The organism is Maribacter sp. HTCC2170 (genome assembly GCF_000153165.2).
GTDB lineage: Bacteria > Bacteroidota > Bacteroidia > Flavobacteriales > Flavobacteriaceae > Maribacter_A.
Genome location: NC_014472.1, coordinates 3,470,811 through 3,494,058, shown reverse-complemented (window position 1 = coordinate 3,494,058; position 23,248 = coordinate 3,470,811). Strand labels below are relative to the sequence as shown.

The following is a 23,248-nucleotide window of genomic DNA, read 5'->3' as shown; positions in this document are numbered from 1 at the left end:
ATTTTTTTTCGTGCTATGGGGTACTACATTTAGGCCTTTAACCAAAATGAACTGAATGATGTTGCATATTTTAGTACCTACCGATTTTTCAGAGAACGCCTGGAACGCTTTAAAATATGGGCTACAGTTATATAAAGATTTTAACTGCACTTTTTATCTTTTACATGTAAATCCGATTCCTAAGTATTCGGGCGCAGGAACAGCGGTCAAAGGGTCTTCAAGAATGGCCCATGAAACTATATTAAAAGAAACCAATGAAAATCTTGAAGACTTGTTGTCCAAAGTTGAGAAGAATTACGTCAACACTAAGCATTCGTTTGTAACTATAGGTTTGTATGATTTTTTTGTTGATTCAATCAAACGGGAAGTAGAATCAAAAAAAATAGATTTGATAATAATGGGTACCAAAGGATCATCAGGTCTTAAGAAGGTTACCATGGGCAGCAATACTGGGGATGTAATAACAAAGGTCAAATGTCCATTATTAGCAGTGCCAGAGAATACAATATTCAAAAGACCAATCGAAATAGCTTTTCCTACAGATTATCATTTAGGTTATGATTTAAAAGTTTTGGACACGCTTATTGATATGGTAACAATGAACAAATCTGACTTGAGGGTTCTTCATATTTCCAAAAAAGGTGAGGGGTTAAGTGAAGAACAGCAAAAAAACAAGGAATTTTTGAACGATTACCTACAAGATGTAGAACATAGTTTTCACTCACTCACGGGTACTGACATAGAGGCTGCGGTACAATGTTTTACAGAGAGTAGGAATACTGATATGATTGCGATGGTTGCAAAGAACCTGAATTTCTTTCAACGTATACTATTTCGGCCTAAGGTTGAGCAAATTAGCTATCATACCGATATACCATTTCTTGTTCTACACGAATAAAACAAAAATTGTTTCAGTTTTGGGATTGTATTATTTCAATAATATCATTTTTTTGAAGAACACCTGATTGCCGCCAAACCTGCTTTCCATTTTTAAACAGGAGCATTGTGGGTACTCCTCGCACATTGTATTTCGAAGCTATTGATTGATTCTTATCAACATCTATTTTTACAATTTTTACGGTATCGCCCAGTTCCTCTTTTACATCTTTCAAGATAGGGGCCAGCATCTTGCACGGGCCACACCATTCCGCAAAAAAATCTACCAAAACGGGAATATCTGAACTGATTAATTTCTTAAAACTACTCTTCATGACTCAATTTTACAGTGCAAATTAATAAAACGCCTATTGGCGCAAACTGACCAATATCATGGTTTAAAACTAGAATCTCGTTTAACTTTGGTAAAACTAGTAAATCTTGAGTCATGAGAAAGATTTTGGTGCCTACGGATTTTTCGGAAAACGCTTTCAATGCATTAAAATATGCGTGTCAGGTTTTTAAATACGAGAAAAGTGAAATCTTTATTATGCACGCTTATGCAGATGAGGTTTATCAACAAGATAGGCTAACAAAACGATCTCAACTTGAACAGTTAAAAGAGGAAACATCCCAACGCTCAGAGAGGCGCTTAAAAAAAGTTCTTGATGAGGTTGAGTCCCATTACCCAAATCCTCATCATAATTATAGAATTGTATCTGCTTTTGGTTCACTTATAGATGAAGTCAATGATTTGGTGAATCAAGAAAACATGGATATTGTTGTGATGGCCACAAGAGGAGAAACCAACAATCGCAGTATTACTTTTGGAAGTAACACCTTGCAGGTACTAAAATATATCAGTTGTCCGGTTTTGGCAATTCCTGAAGGTTTTGAGTATCATGCCCCTAAAGAAGTACTCTTTCCTACCAATTATTTAGTCCCCTATAAAAGACGTGAATTAAAATTACTTTGCGATATGTCAGGATCTTTTAGATCCACAATACATATGCTTTATATTGATCCCGTTCAAAAATTATCACTGCGGCAGGAGGACAATCAACAATTTTTAAATGATTGTTTGCCAAAGGCTAAACTGGTATTTGAGACGACCCAAGAAAAGGATAAGACGATTGCTATTACCAAGTACATTGTTCATAAAGATATTGATATGTTGGTTTTGGTGAACTCTAGACACTCTTTTCTTGAAGATATGCTCTGTCAATCAACTATTGATAAAATAGGGCTGCACATAAAAATTCCGTTTTTGGTAATGCAAAACTTATATAGATAATTAAAATCATGAAAAATGAAACGTATAATTCTACCTACCGATTTTTCAGACAATGCATATAATGCGATTTGTTACGCCCTTAACCTCTTCAAGGATGAAGAAAGTACATTTTATCTTTTGCATACATATACTCCGGCAATTTATCAAGCAGAGTATGTGCTTCATAGTCCAGGACAAATAGGCCTTGGTGATATTTATCAGGAAAATTCTTTGACACAATTAGAAGATTTAAAAGCGCAATTAAAAACCGAGTTCAATAATAAAAAACACACTTTCATGGTCCATTCGGCTTTCAACACTTTGGTCGATGAGATTGTTGAGACTTCAAAAAGTGAAAATGCCGATCTCGTTATTATGGGCACCCAAGGAGCAACAGGGGCCAAGGAAATTTTGATAGGAACCAATACGGTACATGTGATCAAAAAAGCCTGTTGTCCTGTAATCGCCATTCCACCGAAGTTTAAATACGAAACTCCAAAAGAGATACTATTTCCTACGGATTTAGAAATTAATTTTCAAGAAGAACAGTTGAAAGAGCTCAATTTTTTGGCTAAAAACCATATTTCTAGAATAGATGTTATACATGTATCGGCAGGTTATGATCTTAGTAAGACCCAACTAAAGAATAAATCAAGATTAGATGATATTTTTAGTGGTATTGCGCACTTGTTTCATGAACTTCCAAATCAAGAAGTCATAACGGCGATCAATAATTTTCAAAGTAAGCATAAAGTAAACTTATTGGTAATGATACAGAATAGACATACATTTTTAGAGAGACTTTTTATTGAACCTGTCATTAAGAAGTTAGGCTTTCATGTAACTATACCATTTATGGTAATTCCTCCACATAAAAACAATTGACAATGCAAAATATCTTAATACCTACCGATTTTTCAAATGATGCGTATAATGCTCTTTACTATGTGTCAAAGCTTTTTAAAAGCAAAGCCTGTAATTTTTATCTTTTAAATGTCTATGACGAAGGCACGCCACTAATAAGTCGAAAGGTAGATAATGGCCATGGTGAACATAAAGGATTGCTAGAACAGCTTAGTGATGAATCCCACGAGGAGCTAGATCATACCTATCATAAAATTAATCTTGACCATAGGTGCCCTAACCATAAGTACAAAATGATATCGAAAAAAATGGATTTGGTTGAGGCGATCAATATAGTTATTGATGATCACGATATAGATCTTATAGTAATGGGTAATAAGGGCGCAACACAGAGGTTGGGTGTTTTTTGGGGAAGTACCACCACTAAAACCATAGCATCTGTTAAAAGGTGTCCAATTCTTGCTGTGCCGATGAATTCAGATTTTAAGGTGCCTTACGAAATTGCTTTTGCTACAAACTATAAAAGATTTTATGATGCAGAGGTTCTTGAGCCTCTTAAACAAATGGCCACAAATTGTGGAGCAGCCGTACGTGTAGTGCATATAAATGAGGAAGAGCAACTGACCAAAACCCAAGAAGGGAATTTGAAAACTTTAAGGGCATATTTAGATCCAATGGAAAATTCAGTACACTGGATGCCTAATTTTACTAGTAAAGCCAAGGCCATACAAGTTTTTTTAGATGAGTTGGGCATAGGCATGTTGGTCATGGTTAATTATGAACATAGTTTCTTGGAAAATTTATTACATGAACCCGTTATAAAGAAATTGACTTTCGATATTGAAACTCCATTTTTGGTAATTCCTGGAAACAACTGATTTTAGTCATTGTTAAAACCCATGGAATTTGACATTTTTAGAACTAACATTAAAATCGTTTTTCATGAAAAATATTGGTATTTGGTTAGACAAGGAGAAAGCTCTAATTGTAACAATTAAAGAAAGTTTTGAAGAACTGGAAACGGTGAATTCAGATATTGAGGTTTTTCGTCCTAGTGGCGGTTCAGGGACCAAATCAGCAAAATGGGGCCCCCAAGATGTCGTTCAGGATAGTAAATTTTTAGAACGGGAAAAGCATCAATACAAGTCCTATTTTAAGAATTTGATAGGTAAAATCAAAAAGGGGGATTCCATTGCACTATTCGGCCCGGCTGAATCCGCAACTAAATTTAAAAAGGAACTGGATATTAATTATCCACTGTTAGCTGCCAAAATCAAGACCGTTAAAAAAGTGGATAGCATGACCAATAATCAAGTGAAAAAAATGGTCCGTGAGTTTTTTGGGAAGCCTGCTTATTAATTTCCATTCAAAGTTTTCTTTGGTATAGGTTTAATTTAAATAGTATCAATGGTAAGTCAGGAATTTCAAGTTGTTAAGTCATCTGGGGAAAGAACAAGGTTTTCATTGACCAAGCTTAGAAAGTCTTTGGTAAGGAGCGGGGCCGATGAAGCTTTGGTAAGTCGAATTCTGGATCAAGTTCGTGATGAACTTTATCAAGGTATATCCACCAAGGAAATATATAATCGTGCTTTTACCTTATTGAAAAAGAAAAAATCGGTCTTTGCCTCAAAATACAAACTTAAAAAGGCAATCTACGAACTCGGACCTACAGGTTTTCCGTTTGAGAAATTTGTAGCGGCTTTGTTGGAGTATTCTGGATATAATACTGAAGTAGGTAAAATTCTCCAAGGCAAATGTGTGCCGCACGAGGTTGATGTCTTTGCACGAAAAAATGGTAGCATATCTGTGATTGAATGCAAATTTCATGGGGATGAGGGGCGCAATTGTAACGTGAAGGTTCCATTGTATATCCATTCCCGATATGAAGATATCTTGGCACATTGGACAACTAAAAAATCCAACAAAATTCCGTTGGAGAAAGGGTGGGTGGTAACCAATACGCGATTCACCAAAGATGCAGTTAAATACGGCCAGTGTGCAGGGTTGTATTTATTGAGTTGGGATTTCCCCAAGGAAGATGGTTTAAAAGCCAGGATAGATCGTTTGGGTCTATACCCAATAACAGTATCTGCATTATTAAGCTCACGCGAAAAACAGTTTTTACTAAGCAGGGATATTGTTTTATGTCGACAATTGTTGAACGACCATTTTTTTCTTGATCATCTTGAGATTGGTGGCAAAAGAAAAGAAAAAATACTAAAAGAGTTACAAACACTATGTAATTGCTGAAAATGAACAAAGTAAAAATTCATTTCTTGGGCGCAGCCGGAACGGTAACAGGCTCTAAGTTTTATCTAGAAACACCAGAGCTAAATCTTATGATAGATTGTGGTATGTTCCAAGGTTTAAAGGAGCTTCGCGAATTTAATTGGTTGCCGTTACCAATTGATGCGAATAAGATTGATATGGTATTATTGACGCACGGCCATTTGGATCATACAGGTTACCTGCCACGACTTGTTAAGGAGGGCTTTAAAGGGCAAATTTTGGGCACAGCTCCCACCTTGGCAATAACATCGATTATTCTAAAAGATAGCGCCAAAATTCACGAGGAAGAAGCGGAAAAAGCAAATAAGGAAGGGTATAGCAAACACAGACCAGCACTGCCGTTTTACACTGCAGAAGATGCCAAAGAGGCGATTAGACTTTTTGAGTCCATTGAAAAAGATGTATGGATAACCCTGTCAACCAATATTAAGTATAGGAGCGTTTTTAACGGTCACATTATTGGCGCCACATTCATAGAGCTTGATATCTTTGGGAAACGTTTTGTTTTCTCTGGAGACATTGGAAGGTCAGATGATATATTGCTTTTACCTCCTAAGAGGCCTAAATGGGCAGACTATTTGTTTATTGAAAGTACATATGGTAATAAAAACCATCCTGAAGAGAAAGTTGCAACTAAACTCACGACTTTGGTCAACAAAACAATACACGACCGCGGCAACCTAATTATACCATCCTTTGCAGTTGAAAGATTACAGTCATTAATGTATCAACTCTGGTTATTGTATAAGAAAAACAAAATTCCGAATATTCCGATTTTTGTTGATAGTCCTATGGGCAATAATGTATTATCGGTTTTTGAGCATTTTCCCGATTGGCACAAGTTATCCATGAAAGAATATTATGCCATATGCGAGCATATTACGATAATCAGCTCTTATAAGGAGACTTGGGAAACCATTGATGACCCAAGACCAAAAATCGTTATTGCAGGAAGCGGTATGGTAACAGGAGGTAGGGTACTCACCTATTTAAAACAGCTGGTAGATGTTAGTAGTACCAATGTTCTTTTAGTGGGTTACCAAGCTGAAGGTACTAGGGGAAGACGACTTTTGGAAGGAGCACATGAAATAAAACTATTTGGCAAATATTATCCAGTGAAAGCTCAAATAGCACATCTGGAAAGCCTTTCTGCCCACGCAGACCAAGCGGAATTGCTACATTGGTTGAGTGATATAAAAAACGTACCGGAACAAATATTTTTGGTACATGGGGAACCAACTTCTTTGGATGCCTTTCGAAGTAAGATTTCTGATGAACATAATTGGAATGTGAAGATTCCAAAATTATTTGAGCAAGTTGAAGTATTGGTTTGATTCAAGGGCTGATCTTCATCATATGTAAATTCGCATGTCATTGATAGTTTTATTCAAATTCAATGATTATGATTTCTGATAAAAAATATACAAAGACAGATCAAACTCGAAAAATTGAGGAACTCTATCGTGATTCACAACAATGGAAATCGCATTTGCATCTTATGCAAGACGAACTCACATTCATTGATCATTTACTTAATTCATATATTTTTGAGCCAAATACGCCAAATTTATTTGAGCGATTGCAAGATTTTCTTCAAAGGTTAATAAAGGCCAAGAACAATAAACAAGGGATTTGCGAAATGATAAGTAAGCATGAAAAAGATTTAGGAGGAATGATTCAATGCACCAATGACTCTTGTGATAATACGTATTATCAAAAGCATGAAAAAATGAAGGCCGAGACAGTAAGTTGTATAGAGGACTTTAGAAGTTTAAAAACTGAAATATTCGAATACGCCGGGGGAATATTGAAAAAAAGAAAACCAAGTAAATAGCTATTTGGGATAATAGTGTCAATTGACAATCAAAATCTTTTCCAATTCATCTTTTCTTAGTCTACTCATAGGTAGTTTAGTGCCATCAATCTCTACTTTACTGCTACTCCAGTTATCTACTTTGCTCACATTAACTATGAAAGATTTGTGGATTCTCACGAATTTGTTTTCTGGCATTCTATTTAAAAAGGCCTTCATAGTTGATAAAACCAGGAAATTACCCTCACTGGTTACCAGTTTAATATAGTCACCTAAAGCTTCAATCCATTTAATTGTATTTAGAAAAACCTTCTTTTTTTGAAGATTAACGGTGACATAAACAAAATCCTTCTGTTCTTTAATGCCAATCAAATCTTGTTGTTTAGAGACTGCACGATCAATCGCCAGGGTAAAACGTGCTTTGTCCAAAGGTTTTTGCAAGTAATCAATTATATCATAATCAAAGGCCTTAAAAGCATAATCAGCCTTGGTGGATATTAGAATTATCTGTGGTGGTTTTTCAAGGGATTCTAACAAGTCAAAGCCGCTTACGATGGGCATTTCAATATCTAACAGAACTAAATCAACCTTGCTTTTTCTAATGCCATTTAGAGCCAAGATGCCATTTTTGTATACCCCTAATAAATTAAGGTTAGGGTTGTCATCCGCCAATTTAGATATTATGGCCCGTTGTGTCTCGGAGTCTTCAACAACAATTGTATTCAAAGCTTTATTTGTCCTCATCGCTTGTTTTACAAATTTATCATTTCAATACTGAATAAAATCAATAGTCAAACACGTCTAGATATCGATAGATATTGGTAGTGTGTAACAAATTCGGGTGTCAAAAATACAGTAAAAAAAGGGCAAAGAGCGTGTTTTTTGTCATATAATTTCTACAGATTAAGTAGAAATTTGGATTTATGATTTGTCCAAAAACATACGGGAAGAACCAAGACTGATTTAAATCATACCAAAAACTCGGTAAATGGGATAACTTGAAATTGAAAACCAGTGATGAGGACAAATACAGGTTTGTTTCTATTATTTGTTAATAACAATCTCTAAAATCAAAAAAATGAAAACTAAAAAGCCCATATACAGGTATTTAGAGTGGAAAAGTCCGGAAGAGATGCACCAGACTTCTTTGGAATGGCTTTCTGAATTGAGATTCATTAAAGATGAAAAGTTATTCTTGGATGATTTGATGAAATCATATACGCTTCAAATAACAAGTCTTGGCTTGTTTGAGGAAAGTAGAAAGTTGGTTACATCTATTTCCAATTCCGAAGTAGAACTTGAGAAATTACTAAAAAGGGTACAGACACATGAAAATCAGCTATCAATTATGTTAGATGATGTGGATCAGCCAATTATGGAAAAAGCTTACACTGAAACACATAGAAGTTTAATTCTTACAATTGATAACTTTTTATCAGACTATAGAAAGTTAAAGGGAAGTTTATTCCAAATGATTTCAAAAGTCATGAAGAAAGAAAAGCAAAAAAGACTTTTGAACTAATCGCTAATCAACACCTATTATCATGAAAAAGTTTAGTATAGTTTTATTATTGGCCTTAATGGGCTGTTCATCAGCCGAATTGGTAGAAAATTGGAAGAATCCTGATATTGTGATTTTTGACGCACATAAAGTTTTGATAGTTGGTATGACCCAAGATGATAGTGCTAGGGAGGATTATGAATCTAAATTGCAAAAAGAATTTAAGCAGCGAGGTGTTGAATCTATGCGTAGTATAGACCTGTTCGATGTTGAATTTACATCGGCAAAAAGATCCGAGCAAGAATTGGCCGATGTTGAACAGCAATTGTTGGATAAAGATTTTGATGCCATCTTATTTACAAAAGTTATTGGTATTGAAAATGTCGAAGACTTTAGAAAATCCATTGATAAATTAGATAATTATTATGGAGGTTTTGATGATGATTATCTTGGTCATCAGAATATTTACTATGATCCTGAATATTATGATAGTTTCACTATATACCATGCAGAGACCTCATTGTATTGTATCTGCCCAGGAAAAGAAAGAGAATTGATTTGGCGTGGTTCAATCGATATAACCGATCCCATTGATGTGAAAAAAACAATAAATGACTACGTAAAGTTGGTCGTTATGGCCATGGAAGAACAAGACCTCATTTTTAGAAAAGAAACCAGAAATGAAGTTACTAGTTTATAGCGCTAAGGATTTTGAAATTCCTTTTCTTGAAAAGGCGAATTCCGCGCAGCATAAAGTAAGGTACATTCCTGAAGCTCTGGATTCAAATACTGCTATCAAAGCTATTGGTTTTGAGGCAATAAGTATTTTTTCAGGGGATGATGCTAGTCTGGTTGTTCTAGAAAAGTTGAGAGATTTGGGCGTAAAGTATATAACGCTTCGTTCTGCCGGGTATAACAATATTCAAATAAAGGCTGCAAAGCGTTTCGGCCTAAAGGTTGCCAATGCTCCAGATTATTCACCAAATGCGATTGCAGAGCTTGCAGTGGCATTATTAATGACCATCAACAGGAAAATCATTGTAGCTGACAAGCAAGTACATGCCCATAACTTTGATCAAAAGAACCTTTTAGGTTGTGATTTGGTTCATAAGACTGTAGGGGTCATTGGAGTTGGAAGAATCGGTTCGGTCATGGTAAAGATAATGCATGGTTTTGGTTGCAATATTCTTGCGCATGATTTGCAACCAAATGGTGATCTTGTCGAGAAGTACCAAGTGAAATATACAAGCCTTGAAGAGTTATATGCACAATCAGATATTATTAGTCTTCACGTACCATTGACACATGAAACACACTATATGGTGTCAGAAAATGCCTTTAACTTAATGAAACCCACTGTTGTGCTTTTGAACACAGCTCGTGGTGCCGTCGTTGACACAAAAACCCTGATCAAAGTTTTAAAAGAAAAAAGAATAGCTGGCTACGCCACCGATGTATACGAAAAAGAAAAGGGAATATTCTTTAAAGACCATTCCGCTAGGGGCATTCAGGATGAAAGATTACTGACCCTACTTTCTTTTGAAAATGTACTGCTTACCCCTCACCAAGGTTATGTCACCAAAGAGGCCCTTAAAAATATTGCGGATATCACCTTTGCAAATCTTAATTGCTGGGCAGATGGCGAGGAATGTAAAAATGAACTGGGATATGAAACCTTGGTTTTATAAAAGTGGGCTAAAGACCTTTGCAAATCCCTCTTTTAGTTTATCAAAATATGGTCGGTCTTTAAAAGTCTCATAATTCAATTGAATACTATGTTCCACATCGTTTAAAAAATCATTTTTTAAAAGTGTGGCAATATATTCATCGTAAACCACGGCATTTACTTCATAATTCTGTTCGAAACTGCGAATATCCATATTAGCCGTCCCAATTGAGACTAGTTTATTATCGGAAACAATGATTTTGCTATGTAAAAAACCATCTGGAAAAAGATAAATTTTGACCCCCGCCTTTAACAGGGATTCAAAATAGGATTGCACACTCCATTTTACTAGGGTGCTATCGGCTTGGGCAGATACCAATAGACGAACATCAATACCACTATTGGCAGCGACCTCAAGCGCTTTTAAAATTGCCGTGCCAGGAATTAGGTAGGGGTTGGTAATGTAGATGTACTCTTTTGCATTATTGATCATAGAAAAATATGCCTGTCCAATAGGTGAAAAGTAATCATCGGGACCTCCATAGATAATTTGTACAAGTTTATTGCCTTTGGCTTTAGGGATTGCGGGTAGTTTTGTTTCCATTTCAGACGTATCACCAGATACCAAGAACCAATCTATTATGAAGACCACCTGTAGATCCAAAACCGATGGCCCTTTTAATTGTAAATGCATATCGTGCCATTTCCCCAAGACCAAATCGCCTTTCAGATATTTATCAGAAATATTAATTCCTCCGGTGAAAGCGACCTTCCCATCTACAATGATTATTTTTCGGTGGTTTCTATAGTTTATAGAAGCAAGAAAACGACCAAATTTGAAGGGAAGAAAAGGATAAACTTCAACGCCAATAGATTTAAGGTTTTTAATGTACTTCTTGCTTAGAGTATAGCTACCTACCCCGTCATATATGATTTTTATTTTTACTCCTTGAGCGACTTTTTCTTCGAAGAGCGTCATAAGACGCTCTGCCAATTCACCTTCCTCAAAAATGTAATAAAGTAAATAAATATAGCTGTTTGCAGCTTCTAGCGCCTCGAATATAGCATCGAATGTTGCCTTACCATCTTTCAGTAGTACTACCTCATTTTGACTGGTGGGTATAAAACCTGAATTTTTTGCTATAAGTCTGGCAACTTTATTGCTTAAACGAACATTGGGCTCAAATACCGCTTTATTTCTCTCTGCCTCAAGTCGTTCTAAATACGCTGTGATTGCCCTATCTTCCTGTAAGTCTTTCCAAGAGTATTTTCTTCTATTTCGACCTAACATCCAATAAAGCAGAATTCCACCAACGGGAATAGTGAAAATGGTAAGTAGCCAGGCTAAAGTTTTGGCTGGCTTAATTCCATTCACAAGAAGACTAATGACCATGCCAATGGCAATGATTAGATAAAGAATAAGTGCTATTATCCAGTACATTTATTACTTCTAGAGTATATTGTATAAAATTACTCAAAACAATACCTTCAATTTTATGACTCTTGTCATATCACGTTGTTTTATGGAAATTACGATGGTAATTTTTATTGATTTTGGCATAATAACTTTTGATAACTTTCGATGTAAGGTTTTTTGCAAAAAAGCTACTTTTGTTTTATAATCTTTATAGAAGTAATAGAATATGTCTGAGAAAGTAGAAAGAGTAAAAACATTGATTATCGGGTCTGGCCCCGCAGGTTATACTGCAGCAATTTATGCATCCCGTGCTGACCTTAAACCGTTATTGTATACAGGAATGGAACCTGGAGGGCAGTTGACCACCACTACCGAAGTTGATAACTTTCCTGGATATCCTGAAGGAATAGATGGTCCTACAATGATGGTTCAATTACAACAACAAGCTGAACGTTTTGGTACTGAGGTTAGGATAGGAATGATTACGGCTGTTGAATTGAGTACTGAAGTTGGTGGTATTCATAAAGCAATTGTGGATAACGACAAAACTATCGAAGCTGAGACTATAATAATTTCAACGGGGGCAACTGCCAAATATTTAAATATTCCAAGTGAACAGCGCTTACGTGGAGGTGGAGTATCTGCCTGTGCGGTTTGTGATGGTTTCTTTTATAAAGGTCAGGACGTGGCAATTGTAGGGGCAGGTGATACTGCAGCAGAGGAAGCATCATATTTGGCAAATATCTGTAATAAGGTTACCATGTTGGTACGTAAAGATTATATGAGGGCTTCAAAAGCTATGCAACATCGTGTAAATAGCCTACCTAATCTTGAGGTTAAATACAATACTGAAGTAGATGAGGTTCTGGGCGAGCAGGTTGTTGAAGGTTTAAGAATGGTCAACAACCAAACCAATGAAAAAGAAGATATTGCGATAACAGGACTTTTTGTTGCGATTGGCCACAAACCAAATACTGATATTTTCAAAGGTAAGATTGATATGGATGATACCGGTTATATCGTGACGAAAGGAAAATCAACAAAAACCAATTTACCAGGTGTTTTTGCGTGCGGAGATGCGCAAGATAAGGAATACAGACAAGCTGTAACAGCAGCCGGTACCGGTTGTATGGCGGCCTTGGATGCGGAACGTTATTTGGCTGCGATTGAAGCACCAGAAGAGGTAGCCTAGGTATTTAGTCAATTCATAAAATTAAAAAGGGCTGCATTGCAGACCTTTTTAATGATTTAAATGATAATCTAATCTATTCTTTTGTAGTTCTCAGAAAAAATCCTATTTCCTTCGCCGTCAATATTTATCTGACTGTACATATCATCTTTTAGCCAAAGTTCAAATACAAATGTACGAACAGAGTCTTTACCTGTTAACATACCCTCATCACCATATTCTATTACTTCAATCAATTGGTTATCAGTAATTCTGTAAGTGCCATAACCGAATTTTCCAACCACATCATTACCATCAGCATCCTTAGTGTCTTCTGCCGTTGTCCTCGACCACATAATCCTTCCATTGTAATACATTTTAACCTGTCTATAACCAACATCGGTTAGTAAGGTATCAACAATATCCTGGCCATCGAAGTTGTAGAAGCTTTGAAGCTCCCATGTACCTTCTATGGTATGCATCGTATCTGGTTTCGTAGATGTAAATCCTATTAAGGAAATAAAAATCAATAGTAAGAAAACCGAGCCAAATAATTTTTTCATGGTGGTGTTTTTTAGGAGTTAAACAATTAACAAAATATACTAAAAATTCTGTTAAATTCATAATTTATGAACCCATAATCAGGTATAAGATACTTCATTACCTGTTAAAAAAAGAATGTCTCAAATAAATTGATTTATAGTATCTGTCAACAGTTTAATATCGTTTTTATGGTGGTGACTGCTTAAAACAATCCTACTCATTACCGTTGAGCTTTCCTCAGGGTAATTGAAATTGGTGAGCATGAATCCATGCTCTTCAAGATATTGACTTAGGTCCTTGTTCTCAAAGCCAAAGGATGGATGATCTTCCATGAAACTGAATGTATTAATCTTTTTAACTAGTCTTCTGAATAATTCAATATTTGACCGAAGTTGTTTGCGCTTAGATGTATAGATAGATTGCGCCTCAATGAAGGTCGCCAAACTGCAAGGTGCTGCTGGACTTGCCCCACCAAAAAAAGCGCTATTTTGAAGTTTGTTCACCCTATTAATTGAACCCAGTACGACCCCAGCTTGAATTCCGAAACCTTTACCAAGAGAACAACATACTACCAATTCTTTTGTATTATATTTTTTAAGGGTTTTATAAACGCCACTCCCATTTTCACCTATTACCCCAATTCCGTGTGAATCGTCAACCACAAGTATAGTCTGATCTAGCGGAAGTATTTTGAGTTCTTCAAAATGCGGGTAATTACATCCATCAAAGTCAATGGAATCTATGAACACTACAGGCGTTACTTCTTTATTCTTGGAAAGATGCTCAGTTATCGCCTTTCCAAGCATTTCGAAACTTGTATATGGCTTATTGTAATTATTATATAAAGCGGAATGTGTATTGGGTGCATAAAAAAGTTTGTATGCCGACTTGTTAAAATGTTGAGCAATAAATTGGCCTGCCAAATAACCAGAGGAAAGTGTGAGGGCCGATTCACAGCCGGTCAGATCAGCCAACAATTGTTCGGCTAGTTCAAATACCTTAAGTCTGATATTCGATTTTCTTGAAGCGCCATAATTCGTGCCATATTGTCTCACCTTAGCGATAAACAAGTCTTGAAACTCTACATCAGTTTGAAGCCCTAAATAAGAAGTTCCTCCAAAATAAAGATACTTTTTATGATCAATGCTCAATTCTCGACCAGGAAAGCCATCAATATAATGTGTCATTGGTTTAGGGTTACGCCGCTACCTCCTAAAGTTGGGAACACTACACTTCCATCTTCACCAATTCGAACTCCGTTGGCAATATCTCGCTTTAAGAGGATAGCACCATCCATGTCAACATAGTCTAATTGAGGCAGTAATTGGGCAATTGCAGAAATACCCACAGAGGATTCAGTCATGCAACCTACCATCACTTTTAATCCCATTAATTTTGCTTTTTTGATCATACGTAGGGCAGGAGTGAGGCCGCCACATTTCGTAAGCTTAATATTTATTCCGTTAAAATGTAAACCACACTTTTCAACGTCTGATTCAACGATACAACTTTCGTCCGCAATCACTGGTAGAACGCATTGGTGCATTACCTTTTCCATACCGGCCCAATCATCGGCCTGCAAAGGTTGCTCTAAAAACTCGACCCCCAATTCTTTTAATTGAGGAGCGTTGGCTATAGTTTCTTCTGCCGACCATGCACAGTTGGCATCAATTCTGAACGTTGCGGTTGTATGTTTTCTTAGTTCTCGAATAATTGCCACATCATTGTCGGTACCTAATTTGATTTTATAGATTGGCCAAGGTTTTTCTTTCATTTTTGCCACCATTGTATCTAATTCGGCAATTCCAATAGTATAGTTCGTTGTCGGGTATTGGTCATTATTAGTGCCCCAAATCTCATATAATGGTTTGCCCAATAATTTTCCATACAGGTCATGTGCAGCTAAATCTAGTGCGCAGATGGCAAAATTGCTCAACTCTTTTTCTTCAAGAAAACTGTGAAAAGATTCCGGTGTAGTAAACTCAAAAGATTCAATTTCGTTTTTGATTCCTTCGATTTCTTTAATCATGCTTTCTGCCGTAATCTTGTAATACGGATTTGAAGTTGCTTCACCATAACCGGTCTTTCCGTTGAGTGTAAGCCCAGCGATTAAAGTATCCTGAAAATCATGGGATTCGCGTGAGATACTAAAGGTGTGTTTAAGCTCAAGCGTATATTTTTTTAAGCTAATCTGCATGCCAATAAAGTTTGTACTAATATAGATAAACCAACGTGACAAAAAAATGAAAAAGCCACCGAATTTATGGTGGCTTTGACAGCGTTGGTTTTTAATTGATTTTTAGTTCTTATGTACACTTCCTGATACCGATTTCTTCTTGGTAACCCTAGGTTCACCAGAGTAAGAGATGTTTCCACCACTGCTTGCATCGGCAGTTAAATCTTTAGAGACGTTTACAGAAAGGTTTCCGCCGCTGCTTGCACCTGCAAGACAAACTTCTGACAATAACTTCTTGGCATTAATGTTAGCCCCCGAACTAGCATCTATAAATACGGTACTTGCATCACCAGACAGACTTAAGTTTGCTCCGCTACTGGCATCAATATCTACTTCACTTACTTCCATTTCAATGTTAAGATTGGCTCCACTACTGGCATCAATCTCCAATTTATCTGAATGTACTACATTTTCTGTGCTTAAATGGGCACCACTAGAGCTTCTTAAACCTCTAACCTCGGGTAATGTAACATAAACTTTTTTCGTAGCTCTACCAATGTTTTCCTCAGCATGAATACGTAATCTATCATTTTTGATATCTGTAGCGATAAGATCAATAATATTCTCATCTGCCTCCACTGTTATTTCAAATTCATCACCATCGGTTACATAAACGTCAAGACCTTCTGAAGCAGAAACTACGGTAAAATCCCCGGTAACTTCCCTTGTTTCACTTGTTACTACTCCGTTGCCTTTTTTTCCACTTCCAAAATCTCCAAAATTAATGTCAATTCCACATGAACTTAGGAATAACGACATGATCAGTGCGATTGTAATTCTTACTAGTGTTGTCATGATTGTTTTTTTAGGTTTGCCCAAAGGGCTTTTGATTGTTGTTAATTGATGTCTAAATATCTATTTTATTTATTGTTTTCACTATTCTTTTCAGCCCAGTTGTTGATTATTGATACTGAGTTGTAATTAATCTTAGTTGTCCTTGGTTTTTATTTCGACACCCTCCTCATCGATATTCATTTTGAGTCCGTCGCCTTCACCATTCAAATCAATGTTCAAGACCTCGCCATCAGCATTGTCATCTGCCTTGATTTTGACACCATCTTCATTAATTTTCATTTCGAATGAATCTCCATTGTCCTTTATATCGATATCTATGCCTTCACCATTTATGATAATATGGTTGTCACCTTCTTCATCTTCATCCTCAATAATCTCTGGACAATCTTGGCATTTGAGTTCTCCGTCACCACCCATGGTCCAAATATGGTCAGGTACATCACAACGGCCCATATCCCTATCATTTCGGGTGCCCATTCTAATACAACGGACAGATTCATTGTCAAATTTGATTGTTTTTCCTTCGGGAACATAAAGAGTTACCCATACTTCTTGATCTCTGAATTTATTGTTCATCGAAGTAATCAAGAAATCATCCAAAACAATGGTGTTTCCTTCTACAGCGTAATCATACTCGATATTGCCAGCAATTTCCTTGGCCTCGTTGAAAGAACTACCATTGGCATCTTTTCTAATTTTGATTCGAACAACGCTGTCTTTAGACTTTTTAAGTGAAAGACGTACGTCATCTGATACCATTACTTCTTCTCCAGATTCATTAGCTGTTACCATGACACCATCAATAGCCATGTTTCTTCTTTTTTGATATAATTCAGAAGAATTCATACTGATCTGCAAGGTGTCACTCGGTACTTCGAAGTTAATGGTCTGCTCAGTTGAAACGCTATCTGAATATGCCTGGGCTGCAGCTTGTCTTATTCCTAAGACCACTAACGTTATCAATGATATCAACCAAAGCCCCAGTAAGGAGAATTTAGGAATATTTCCTATAGATTTAAGGTTGTTCACCAATATTTTCAGTCCTAAATAAAGAACGAAAAAGAAAGGTATACCTACTACAAAGAATGCCAGTAAAGAAACTACCCAAACCGGTGCACTTGTAGAGTTCACCATATTATAGAAATCAACACCTGGAATATGAATCATGTCTAACACGCCCACAGTGAACAAGCCTACGAATAATCCTATTAAAGTTGCCGCTCCAATGATGATCAATAAAATACCGATGAACTTTCCTAAAACTTTGAAAAGAAACATTATAACATCTCCAAGGGTGTCGAAAAAGGTTTTACTACTGCTTTTGACCTTATTCCCCATTTTTTCATAATCTACACTTTTCACTTTATCAGCAACGTCATCAAACCCTTCTTTGACTTTACGCTCTATATTGCTGATATTCACGGCCTTTCCCGTCATATCCAATTTTTGGGATGTAGTTACGGCCTCTGGAACCAAGATCCATAGTAAAATATAGGCAATGAACCCAAAGCCAGTGGTGACCGCTAAAAGAATGAATATCAATCGAATCCATAGGGCATCAAAACCAAGGTAATGCTCCAAACCGGAGCAAACACCGCCAATATACTTATGTTCAATATCTCTATAGAGTTTCTTTACTCTGCCTGTTGTTGATTTTGAAGTTTTTGATTTAGGTTGTGGCTCATCATCAAAAATGTCCTCATCGATCATATAATCTTCAGGCTGACCCATTACTGCAATTACTTCATCTACCTCTTTTATGGTAATGACCTGTCTTTCATTTTCTAGTTTCTCATAAAAAAGTTCAGCGATACGAGCTTCTATATCTGCTTGTATTTCATCGCTTCCAGGGGTATTGGCGAATGAACGTTTTATGGCTTCCAAATAACGACGCATTTTGTTGAATGCCACTTCGTCCATATGAAATAGCCTATTTGCGAGATTTATGTTTATTGTCTTGTTCATTATTACTTATTTTTTTTGTTGGTTACCACATTGGTGGCCATTCTTAATTCGTCCCAAGTTGTGTCAAGTTCTTTTAAGAACAACTTACCTGTTTCTGTCAACGTATAATATTTTCTTGGTGGTCCTGAAGTTGACTCTTCCCAACGATAGTTGAGTAAGCCAGCGTTCTTTAACCTTGTAAGAAGGGGATAAATGGTCCCTTCTACTACGAGCATCTTTGCGTCTTTTAAGGTAGCAAGAATCTCAGATGCATATTTGTCCTCTCCGTTAAGAATGGAAAGTATGCAGTATTCCAAAACCCCTTTGCGCATTTGTGCTTTTGTGTTTTCTACATTCATAATTTCATGATTCTATTAATTTAACTGTTCGCTTTTCCTGTCCTGTACACTTTTCATATTGTGACATTTGATTAAGATGTTCTGAAACGAATTCAGGACAGGTTTTGATTGATGAATAAACTCCTTTGGTGTGATGAGTACCAAATATCACTGATTTTGTTTTTTGATTAATGTAAACTTATTACCCTGCTTATTTTATAACTTTTGTCCTCTTGTCTCCAAATTGTAATGAACTTACTTGGTTTAGAAATGGTATTGGGTTCCTGATTGTTATGAAATTTGTGCATACCTATTTGTACGGCACCAAAATTGGCGATAGGATAAACCTCAATACTTCCTTCGACAAGTTCTCTAGTAACTTTTCCGCAAATGTTTCTTTCTAAACTCTCCAGCAATTCCGTTTTAGAAGTGGCCAAACCACCTTTATCATGATAAAACTCAATATCCTCATCGTATAAATCTGCTTGGGTCTCCATGTCACAAGTGTTGTATGCGGTAAAGTAAATTCTGTCCATCTCAACTATATCGTCATACAGTGCATTGTCTTCTTGAAAAGTATCTATTTTTAGGTCTTCTATGGGTCTGAAAGAAAAGAGCCCAAATACGACTGTAAGAATAGCGACTATTGCTAGTGTTTTTTGATTGTGATTTTTCATTATTTGATGAATTTTATGGTGAAAGGATATTCGAAAGTCTGTCCTTCACTGGTTCTTAAAGTTGCAAGTATGGTATATACTATATTGAAAATAAAAAGTGCGCCATGTAATAGGCCTGCTATACCAATAGGGAATATCCATGAACCAAAAGGCATGTCATCAAAATCAAAATCAAAATTAAAGTTGTTAAAACTGTTTAAGTTGCCCAGGCCAAAACTACCATGATCGAACAATTCAGGAATAAACCCTAAAAAGAAAGGAATACTCACTGCACCTAAAAGAATGGAGTAGAGGAGTATACTAATCTGAAAGTTCAAAGCCTGTTTCCCGTTGTGATCTACAAACTCATATTCCTTTTTATTGGCTGTCCATAATACCAACGGAATTATAAAATTTCCAAAAGGAATAAAGAACTTACTGAAGGTCGACGCATGTATAATTGCGGATAAATTTCTCTCGTGTTTTGATAAGGTCTCTGTCATCACATATTATTTTCTTATACAAATATATATCTAAAAGCAGGTACTATGCAACACATAGTACTATTAATTAACATAACTTTAACATTTAATACTTCGATTATTTTGTCTATTTTTAGTGAAAATTATAATGAATATGGGCATTTCGGTAGGAAAATTCAATTCGTACACTTTTTTTAAATTACCATCGGCTTGGTGGTGTGGTGTGCGGTTAAAATATATAGATAAGCAAAAAGCAGTGGTAACTATTAAGCATAGATGGTTCAATCAGAACCCATTTAGATCTATGTTTTGGGCAGTACAGGGCATGGCGGCAGAGTTTGCGACAGGTACTATGGTTATAGACCAAATAAAAGAAAGCGGACATAATATCTCGATGTTAGTTTTGAACAATACTGCCAACTTTTCCAAAAAAGCCACAGGCAGGATTACTTTTACTTGTGAAGATGGCCATCGTATAAAAGATGCATTGGATAAAACCATTGAGACAGGAGAGGGGCAGACTGTTTGGATGAAATCTGTTGGTGTTAACGAAGAAGGGGTAGTGGTGTCAACTTTTAAATTTGAATGGACCGTGAGATTGAAGAAAAAATAGTCATTATAATTTGTGGCGATACTGATTGTAACAAATATCCCAAAGTATCAACTAACAATCAAAACCTAAATACTATAAAAAATGAACGCACACGAAATAGATTACGAGATTTTTGGAGAGGAAATGCAATATGTTGAAATAGAGTTGGATCCTCAAGAAGCGGTTGTTGCCGAAGCAGGAAGCTTTATGATGATGGATACTGATATAAAGATGGACACTATTTTTGGGGATGGTTCTAATCAGGATAACAGTGTACTTGGTAAAATATTCTCCGCAGGAAAAAGAATCCTTACAGGTGAGAGTCTATTTATGACGGCATTTTTGAATATTGGTCAGTCAAAAAGACAAGTCAGTTTTGCAGCACCATACCCAGGTAAAATAGTACCTATTGACCTATCTGATAAAAACGGAAAGTTCATTTGTCAAAAAGATGCATTTTTATGTGCTGCTAAAGGAGTTTCAGTTGGTATAGAATTCTCAAAAAAATTGGGAAGGGGACTATTTGGAGGCGAAGGGTTTATCATGCAAAAATTAGAAGGTGATGGTATGGCATTTGTCCATGCGGGAGGAACCTTGGCAAAAAAAGAACTTGCGGCTGGTGAAGTAATGAAAGTTGATACCGGATGCATTGTAGGTTTTAGTCAAAATGTGGACTATGATATTGAATTTGTGGGAGGTATAAAGAATACAGTATTTGGAGGCGAAGGATTGTTTTTTGCGACCTTAAAAGGACCCGGGACAGTTTATGTACAGTCTTTACCATTCAGTAGGTTGGCAGGTCGTGTATTGGCGTCCATTCCACGAGGAGGAAAGGATAAAGGAGAAGGTAGTATTCTTGGTACTATAGGTGACATTGTTGGTGGGGATAACCGCTTCTAAAAACGTAACAGAATTGAAAAAAGGAAGCATTAGGAATATAAAGACCGAGTTATTATCAGATAACTGGTATACTTTAAATAAGATAAGTTTCGAATACGAAAAAGAAGACGGTACATGGGAAACCCAAGTACGGGAGGCTTATGATCGCGGCAATGGTGCAGCGATTCTTCTTTACGATCAAAGTAAAGGTACTGTGGTATTAACACGACAGTTTAGAATGCCAACTTATGTAAACGGTAATAATGACGGTATGATGATAGAAGTCTGTGCGGGGTTGTTGGATGGAGACCACCCCGAGGATTGCATCAAAAAAGAGGCAGAGGAAGAGACCGGTTATAAGGTTGAAAATGTACAAAAAGTGTATGAATCCTATATGTCGCCGGGTTCGGTAACCGAGATTCTGTATTTTTTTGTGGCAGAATATGAAGATACCATGAAAGTAAGTGAGGGTGGAGGAGCAGAGGATGAATCTGAAAACATAGAAGTTCTGGAAGTTGGGTTCCAAGAGGCTTTGAATATGATAAAGACAGGAGATATCAAGGATGCCAAGACCATTATGTTATTACAATATGCCCAAATAAACAAACTGTTGGATTAGGTAAATCAATTTAATAGTTATCCCGAATTTCTTCAAAAATGGTTTGCATTCTTTCTTTTATAACCGAAGAGCTTTCCATAAAGTGATTGTTCATAAAGCTGAAAACCAATGTTTTACCCGAATTTGTAATTAGATAGCCACTTAAACAGTGATTATTGCCCAAACTACCGGTTTTGGCATAAATATAGGGTTTAGTATTTCCAGCATACCAATCTTCAATGGTTCCCGACACCCCACCTGTTGGAAAGAATTGAAACAAGCGCTCTTTGGGAATTTCACTATACAATTTTTGAAGTATATGTACCATTGATTCGGGCGTGAAAAGATTATAGCGTGAAAGGCCAGACCCATCTACCCAACGTGGTGGTTGTCTTAAGCCAGATAGATGATTTTTAAGAATAAAATCTCTAGACTTTTTACTGTTTAAAGTATCCGATAGGGTAGAGGAGCCAACTATTAAGAGTTGCTCAGCCAGAAAATTATCGCTCACCTCCATCATTCTTCTGAACACTGAATCGGATTGAATACCATATAACACTTTCTTTTCGCCGCTTGGCATCCCAGAAACTAATCGAACTTCTTTTTTGAGGATATTCTCCAGCAGATTTTTTGTCAATCCTTTCTGGACCATAAGAGGAATCTCGACAGTATCTTTTTGAGTGGAATTGAAGTAAAAGGTGTTTTGTTCTAACTCTCTATTAATATAGTATTCCTTGTCGATGATACTATCCTGAAAAAACGATGGCAAAATATTCAACGAATCGCTATTTTGAATAGTTAAGATATTTCCAAAGACTGGAAATCCATTTCGTTCAGCAGAATAATAATAGTGATAATCATCCCAGGACCAACCAGGGCCAAATTTGGCATCATTGAAATTGTCTAAATGTAGAGCAACATTATCGTGTTTTTCAAGAAATTTGAAAGCGGTACTATCATTGAGCGAAGGGTGCAAAAAAGAAGGATCTCCCGTACCCTCTACAAACAATGTATCTTTTTTTTCTATATACTTTAATGCTGGTATGCGTTCTGGCAATAGTTTTAAAGATGTATATAATGTAAAAATTTTAGTGTTGCTTGCTGGTGTAAAGTACTTGGTGCTGTTTACATTGTAAATAGTATCCCGGGATTCTATGTCCACTAATAAAAACCCAGTAAACTGATTGTTGTAATCATCAGAATTGATTGAGGAATCAATCTTTTTGACCAAACTTTTACGAGCACTTGAGCACCCAATAAAAAGGAAAGAAAACAGAAGTATTACAACGATTTTTTTCATACTCTAAACGGGAAAATT

The 23,248-nt window shown here is 36.3% G+C and carries 27 protein-coding genes; 15 read left to right on the top strand and 12 right to left on the bottom strand.

The features are described from left to right. Positions 1–55 precede the first annotated feature (55 nt). Positions 56–898, top strand: a complete 843-nt coding sequence (locus tag FB2170_RS15365) for a universal stress protein (RefSeq protein ID WP_013307517.1) — start codon at positions 56–58, stop codon at positions 896–898. 13 nt (positions 899–911) lie between these two features. On the opposite strand, the gene trxA is transcribed toward FB2170_RS15365, so the two are convergent. Further along, complete coding sequence (gene trxA, locus FB2170_RS15360) at positions 912–1,211, bottom strand: thioredoxin (RefSeq protein WP_013307516.1); 300 nt, start codon at positions 1,209–1,211, stop codon at positions 912–914. Positions 1,212–1,324: 113 nt separating this feature from the next. Here trxA and FB2170_RS15355 point away from each other — a divergent pair, with 113 nt between their 5' ends. The 7 genes from FB2170_RS15355 (at position 1,325) to FB2170_RS15325 (ending at position 7,136) form a co-directional block, all read left to right on the top strand. Continuing rightward, positions 1,325–2,170, top strand: coding sequence for a universal stress protein (locus FB2170_RS15355; RefSeq protein WP_013307514.1), 846 nt, complete (start codon positions 1,325–1,327; stop codon positions 2,168–2,170). A gap of 15 nt (positions 2,171–2,185) precedes the next feature. Beyond that, entirely contained in the window at positions 2,186–3,034 is an 849-nt protein-coding gene (locus FB2170_RS15350; RefSeq protein ID WP_013307513.1) for a universal stress protein, read from the top strand. Between the two features lie 2 nt (positions 3,035–3,036). Next, on the top strand, positions 3,037–3,891 hold the full coding sequence (locus FB2170_RS15345) for a universal stress protein (RefSeq protein WP_013307512.1): 855 nt from the start codon (positions 3,037–3,039) through the stop codon (positions 3,889–3,891). Positions 3,892–3,955: 64 nt separating this feature from the next. Beyond that, entirely contained in the window at positions 3,956–4,372 is a 417-nt protein-coding gene (locus FB2170_RS15340) for a hypothetical protein (RefSeq protein WP_013307511.1), read from the top strand. Between the two features lie 48 nt (positions 4,373–4,420). Next, entirely contained in the window at positions 4,421–5,263 is an 843-nt protein-coding gene (locus FB2170_RS15335) for an ATP cone domain-containing protein (RefSeq protein WP_013307510.1), read from the top strand. 2 nt (positions 5,264–5,265) lie between these two features. Continuing rightward, positions 5,266–6,636 carry an MBL fold metallo-hydrolase RNA specificity domain-containing protein gene (locus FB2170_RS15330; protein ID WP_013307509.1) on the top strand — a complete coding sequence of 457 codons (1,371 nt, stop codon included), beginning with the start codon at positions 5,266–5,268 and terminating at the stop codon, positions 6,634–6,636. Between the two features lie 68 nt (positions 6,637–6,704). Then, complete coding sequence (locus tag FB2170_RS15325) at positions 6,705–7,136, top strand: hypothetical protein (protein WP_148232119.1); 432 nt, start codon at positions 6,705–6,707, stop codon at positions 7,134–7,136. An 18-nt stretch (positions 7,137–7,154) separates the two neighbouring features. On the opposite strand, the gene FB2170_RS15320 is transcribed toward FB2170_RS15325, so the two are convergent. Further along, on the bottom strand, positions 7,155–7,859 hold the full coding sequence (locus FB2170_RS15320) for a LytR/AlgR family response regulator transcription factor (RefSeq protein ID WP_013307507.1): 705 nt from the start codon (positions 7,857–7,859) through the stop codon (positions 7,155–7,157). Between the two features lie 334 nt (positions 7,860–8,193). Between FB2170_RS15320 and FB2170_RS15315 the strand changes: the two genes are divergently transcribed. The 3 genes from FB2170_RS15315 to FB2170_RS15305 are packed head-to-tail and all read left to right on the top strand — an operon-like array spanning position 8,194 to position 10,304. Beyond that, positions 8,194–8,637: a hypothetical protein gene (locus FB2170_RS15315; RefSeq protein WP_013307506.1), complete on the top strand. Its 444-nt coding sequence runs from the start codon at positions 8,194–8,196 to the stop codon at positions 8,635–8,637. Between the two features lie 22 nt (positions 8,638–8,659). Further along, positions 8,660–9,316, top strand: a complete 657-nt coding sequence (locus FB2170_RS15310; RefSeq protein WP_013307505.1) for a hypothetical protein — start codon at positions 8,660–8,662, stop codon at positions 9,314–9,316. Beyond that, the gene (locus tag FB2170_RS15305) at positions 9,297–10,304 is read left to right on the top strand and encodes a 2-hydroxyacid dehydrogenase (RefSeq protein ID WP_013307504.1); all 1,008 of its coding nucleotides are present in this window, start codon (positions 9,297–9,299) and stop codon (positions 10,302–10,304) included. The genes FB2170_RS15310 and FB2170_RS15305 overlap by 20 nt, the downstream gene beginning before the upstream one ends. Here the strand turns inward: FB2170_RS15305 and cls are convergent. Further along, positions 10,299–11,723 carry a cardiolipin synthase gene (gene cls / locus FB2170_RS15300; RefSeq protein ID WP_013307503.1) on the bottom strand — a complete coding sequence of 475 codons (1,425 nt, stop codon included), beginning with the start codon at positions 11,721–11,723 and terminating at the stop codon, positions 10,299–10,301. The two genes, FB2170_RS15305 and cls, sit on opposite strands and share 6 nt — an antisense overlap. Before the next feature lie 202 nt (positions 11,724–11,925). Between cls and trxB the strand changes: the two genes are divergently transcribed. Further along, complete coding sequence (gene trxB, locus FB2170_RS15295; protein WP_013307502.1) at positions 11,926–12,891, top strand: thioredoxin-disulfide reductase; 966 nt, start codon at positions 11,926–11,928, stop codon at positions 12,889–12,891. A gap of 68 nt (positions 12,892–12,959) precedes the next feature. Here trxB and FB2170_RS15290 read toward each other — a convergent pair whose 3' ends face one another. The 8 genes from FB2170_RS15290 to FB2170_RS15255 all read right to left on the bottom strand — a co-directional run bounded on the left by FB2170_RS15290 (position 12,960) and on the right by FB2170_RS15255 (position 19,882). After that, a complete protein-coding gene (locus FB2170_RS15290) occupies positions 12,960–13,430 on the bottom strand; it encodes a hypothetical protein (protein WP_013307501.1) in 471 nt (156 codons plus the stop codon). Positions 13,431–13,550: 120 nt separating this feature from the next. Further along, complete coding sequence (locus FB2170_RS15285) at positions 13,551–14,597, bottom strand: 8-amino-7-oxononanoate synthase (RefSeq protein WP_013307500.1); 1,047 nt, start codon at positions 14,595–14,597, stop codon at positions 13,551–13,553. Further along, entirely contained in the window at positions 14,594–15,607 is a 1,014-nt protein-coding gene (locus tag FB2170_RS15280; RefSeq protein ID WP_013307499.1) for a dipeptide epimerase, read from the bottom strand. Before FB2170_RS15280 ends, FB2170_RS15285 begins: the two co-directional genes overlap by 4 nt. A 102-nt stretch (positions 15,608–15,709) precedes the next feature. Continuing rightward, positions 15,710–16,441, bottom strand: coding sequence for a head GIN domain-containing protein (locus tag FB2170_RS15275; RefSeq protein ID WP_041632898.1), 732 nt, complete (start codon positions 16,439–16,441; stop codon positions 15,710–15,712). 132 nt (positions 16,442–16,573) lie between these two features. Continuing rightward, positions 16,574–18,406 carry a PspC domain-containing protein gene (locus FB2170_RS15270; RefSeq protein WP_041632897.1) on the bottom strand — a complete coding sequence of 611 codons (1,833 nt, stop codon included), beginning with the start codon at positions 18,404–18,406 and terminating at the stop codon, positions 16,574–16,576. A 2-nt stretch (positions 18,407–18,408) separates the two neighbouring features. Then, positions 18,409–18,744 (bottom strand): PadR family transcriptional regulator, encoded by a 336-nt coding sequence (locus FB2170_RS15265; RefSeq protein ID WP_013307495.1) that lies wholly within the window; start codon positions 18,742–18,744, stop codon positions 18,409–18,411. A gap of 167 nt (positions 18,745–18,911) precedes the next feature. After that, positions 18,912–19,400, bottom strand: a complete 489-nt coding sequence (locus FB2170_RS15260; protein ID WP_013307494.1) for a nuclear transport factor 2 family protein — start codon at positions 19,398–19,400, stop codon at positions 18,912–18,914. Next, a complete protein-coding gene (locus FB2170_RS15255) occupies positions 19,400–19,882 on the bottom strand; it encodes a DUF4870 domain-containing protein (RefSeq protein ID WP_013307493.1) in 483 nt (160 codons plus the stop codon). The genes FB2170_RS15260 and FB2170_RS15255 overlap by 1 nt, the downstream gene beginning before the upstream one ends. Positions 19,883–20,015: 133 nt before the next feature. On the opposite strand from FB2170_RS15255, the gene FB2170_RS15250 reads away from it, so the two are divergent. From FB2170_RS15250 to nudK, 3 genes are all read left to right on the top strand, one after another. Beyond that, on the top strand, positions 20,016–20,474 hold the full coding sequence (locus FB2170_RS15250; protein WP_041633266.1) for a DUF4442 domain-containing protein: 459 nt from the start codon (positions 20,016–20,018) through the stop codon (positions 20,472–20,474). Positions 20,475–20,555: 81 nt separating this feature from the next. After that, a complete protein-coding gene (locus tag FB2170_RS15245) occupies positions 20,556–21,353 on the top strand; it encodes a TIGR00266 family protein (protein WP_013307491.1) in 798 nt (265 codons plus the stop codon). 13 nt (positions 21,354–21,366) lie between these two features. After that, positions 21,367–21,951, top strand: a complete 585-nt coding sequence (gene nudK / locus FB2170_RS15240) for a GDP-mannose pyrophosphatase NudK (RefSeq protein WP_041633265.1) — start codon at positions 21,367–21,369, stop codon at positions 21,949–21,951. A 10-nt stretch (positions 21,952–21,961) separates the two neighbouring features. Here nudK and FB2170_RS15235 read toward each other — a convergent pair whose 3' ends face one another. Beyond that, positions 21,962–23,230 carry a D-alanyl-D-alanine carboxypeptidase/D-alanyl-D-alanine-endopeptidase gene (locus tag FB2170_RS15235; RefSeq protein ID WP_013307489.1) on the bottom strand — a complete coding sequence of 423 codons (1,269 nt, stop codon included), beginning with the start codon at positions 23,228–23,230 and terminating at the stop codon, positions 21,962–21,964. Positions 23,231–23,248: the final 18 nt, after the last annotated feature.

What these genes read in the sequence shown, in the direction of transcription:
- FB2170_RS15365 (WP_013307517.1), top strand. Translation starts at nt 56, where the DNA reads ATGATGTTGCATATTTTAGTACCTACCGATTTTTCAGAGAACGCCTGG.
- trxA (WP_013307516.1), bottom strand. Translation starts at nt 1,211, where the DNA reads ATGAAGAGTAGTTTTAAGAAATTAATCAGTTCAGATATTCCCGTTTTG.
- FB2170_RS15355 (WP_013307514.1), top strand. Translation starts at nt 1,325, where the DNA reads ATGAGAAAGATTTTGGTGCCTACGGATTTTTCGGAAAACGCTTTCAAT.
- FB2170_RS15350 (WP_013307513.1), top strand. Translation starts at nt 2,186, where the DNA reads ATGAAACGTATAATTCTACCTACCGATTTTTCAGACAATGCATATAAT.
- FB2170_RS15345 (WP_013307512.1), top strand. Translation starts at nt 3,037, where the DNA reads ATGCAAAATATCTTAATACCTACCGATTTTTCAAATGATGCGTATAAT.
- FB2170_RS15340 (WP_013307511.1), top strand. Translation starts at nt 3,956, where the DNA reads ATGAAAAATATTGGTATTTGGTTAGACAAGGAGAAAGCTCTAATTGTA.
- FB2170_RS15335 (WP_013307510.1), top strand. Translation starts at nt 4,421, where the DNA reads ATGGTAAGTCAGGAATTTCAAGTTGTTAAGTCATCTGGGGAAAGAACA.
- FB2170_RS15330 (WP_013307509.1), top strand. Translation starts at nt 5,266, where the DNA reads ATGAACAAAGTAAAAATTCATTTCTTGGGCGCAGCCGGAACGGTAACA.
- FB2170_RS15325 (WP_148232119.1), top strand. Translation starts at nt 6,705, where the DNA reads ATGATTTCTGATAAAAAATATACAAAGACAGATCAAACTCGAAAAATT.
- FB2170_RS15320 (WP_013307507.1), bottom strand. Translation starts at nt 7,859, where the DNA reads ATGAGGACAAATAAAGCTTTGAATACAATTGTTGTTGAAGACTCCGAG.
- FB2170_RS15315 (WP_013307506.1), top strand. Translation starts at nt 8,194, where the DNA reads ATGAAAACTAAAAAGCCCATATACAGGTATTTAGAGTGGAAAAGTCCG.
- FB2170_RS15310 (WP_013307505.1), top strand. Translation starts at nt 8,660, where the DNA reads ATGAAAAAGTTTAGTATAGTTTTATTATTGGCCTTAATGGGCTGTTCA.
- FB2170_RS15305 (WP_013307504.1), top strand. Translation starts at nt 9,297, where the DNA reads ATGAAGTTACTAGTTTATAGCGCTAAGGATTTTGAAATTCCTTTTCTT.
- cls (WP_013307503.1), bottom strand. Translation starts at nt 11,723, where the DNA reads ATGTACTGGATAATAGCACTTATTCTTTATCTAATCATTGCCATTGGC.
- trxB (WP_013307502.1), top strand. Translation starts at nt 11,926, where the DNA reads ATGTCTGAGAAAGTAGAAAGAGTAAAAACATTGATTATCGGGTCTGGC.
- FB2170_RS15290 (WP_013307501.1), bottom strand. Translation starts at nt 13,430, where the DNA reads ATGAAAAAATTATTTGGCTCGGTTTTCTTACTATTGATTTTTATTTCC.
- FB2170_RS15285 (WP_013307500.1), bottom strand. Translation starts at nt 14,597, where the DNA reads ATGACACATTATATTGATGGCTTTCCTGGTCGAGAATTGAGCATTGAT.
- FB2170_RS15280 (WP_013307499.1), bottom strand. Translation starts at nt 15,607, where the DNA reads ATGCAGATTAGCTTAAAAAAATATACGCTTGAGCTTAAACACACCTTT.
- FB2170_RS15275 (WP_041632898.1), bottom strand. Translation starts at nt 16,441, where the DNA reads ATGACAACACTAGTAAGAATTACAATCGCACTGATCATGTCGTTATTC.
- FB2170_RS15270 (WP_041632897.1), bottom strand. Translation starts at nt 18,406, where the DNA reads ATGAACAAGACAATAAACATAAATCTCGCAAATAGGCTATTTCATATG.
- FB2170_RS15265 (WP_013307495.1), bottom strand. Translation starts at nt 18,744, where the DNA reads ATGAATGTAGAAAACACAAAAGCACAAATGCGCAAAGGGGTTTTGGAA.
- FB2170_RS15260 (WP_013307494.1), bottom strand. Translation starts at nt 19,400, where the DNA reads ATGAAAAATCACAATCAAAAAACACTAGCAATAGTCGCTATTCTTACA.
- FB2170_RS15255 (WP_013307493.1), bottom strand. Translation starts at nt 19,882, where the DNA reads ATGACAGAGACCTTATCAAAACACGAGAGAAATTTATCCGCAATTATA.
- FB2170_RS15250 (WP_041633266.1), top strand. Translation starts at nt 20,016, where the DNA reads ATGGGCATTTCGGTAGGAAAATTCAATTCGTACACTTTTTTTAAATTA.
- FB2170_RS15245 (WP_013307491.1), top strand. Translation starts at nt 20,556, where the DNA reads ATGAACGCACACGAAATAGATTACGAGATTTTTGGAGAGGAAATGCAA.
- FB2170_RS15235 (WP_013307489.1), bottom strand. Translation starts at nt 23,230, where the DNA reads ATGAAAAAAATCGTTGTAATACTTCTGTTTTCTTTCCTTTTTATTGGG.